This is a genomic window from Enterococcus sp. GC34 (assembly GCF_040886645.1).
Taxonomy (GTDB): Bacteria; Bacillota; Bacilli; order Lactobacillales; family Enterococcaceae; genus Enterococcus; species Enterococcus faecalis.
Genome location: NZ_JBFOEF010000037.1, coordinates 1 through 287, shown reverse-complemented (window position 1 = coordinate 287; position 287 = coordinate 1). Strand labels below are relative to the sequence as shown.

The 287-nt window shown below is 50.9% G+C and carries 1 pseudogene; it reads left to right on the top strand.

The features are described 5' to 3' along the window. Positions 1-287 (top strand): annotated as a pseudogene (locus tag AB3I72_RS13840) (SelA-like pyridoxal phosphate-dependent enzyme); the annotation flags it as partial.

Genomic DNA, 287 nt, shown 5'->3' with positions numbered 1-287 from the left:
GAGATTATTTTACCTAAAGGGCACAACGTGGACTACGGCACGCCTGTAGAAGTCATGGTGGCGCAAGGCGGCGGCCAAGTAGTGGAAGCTGGCTACGCCAACATGTGCAGTCCAGAACACGTGGAAATGATGATTTCCGAAAAAACAGCGGCCATTCTATACATCAAAAGCCATCATACCGTGCAAAAAAGTATGCTGACGGTGGCCGAAGCGGCCAAAGTGGCGCAACGCCACAAGGTGCCGCTAATTGTTGACGCGGCAGCAGAAGAAGATCTTTTCAAATACAC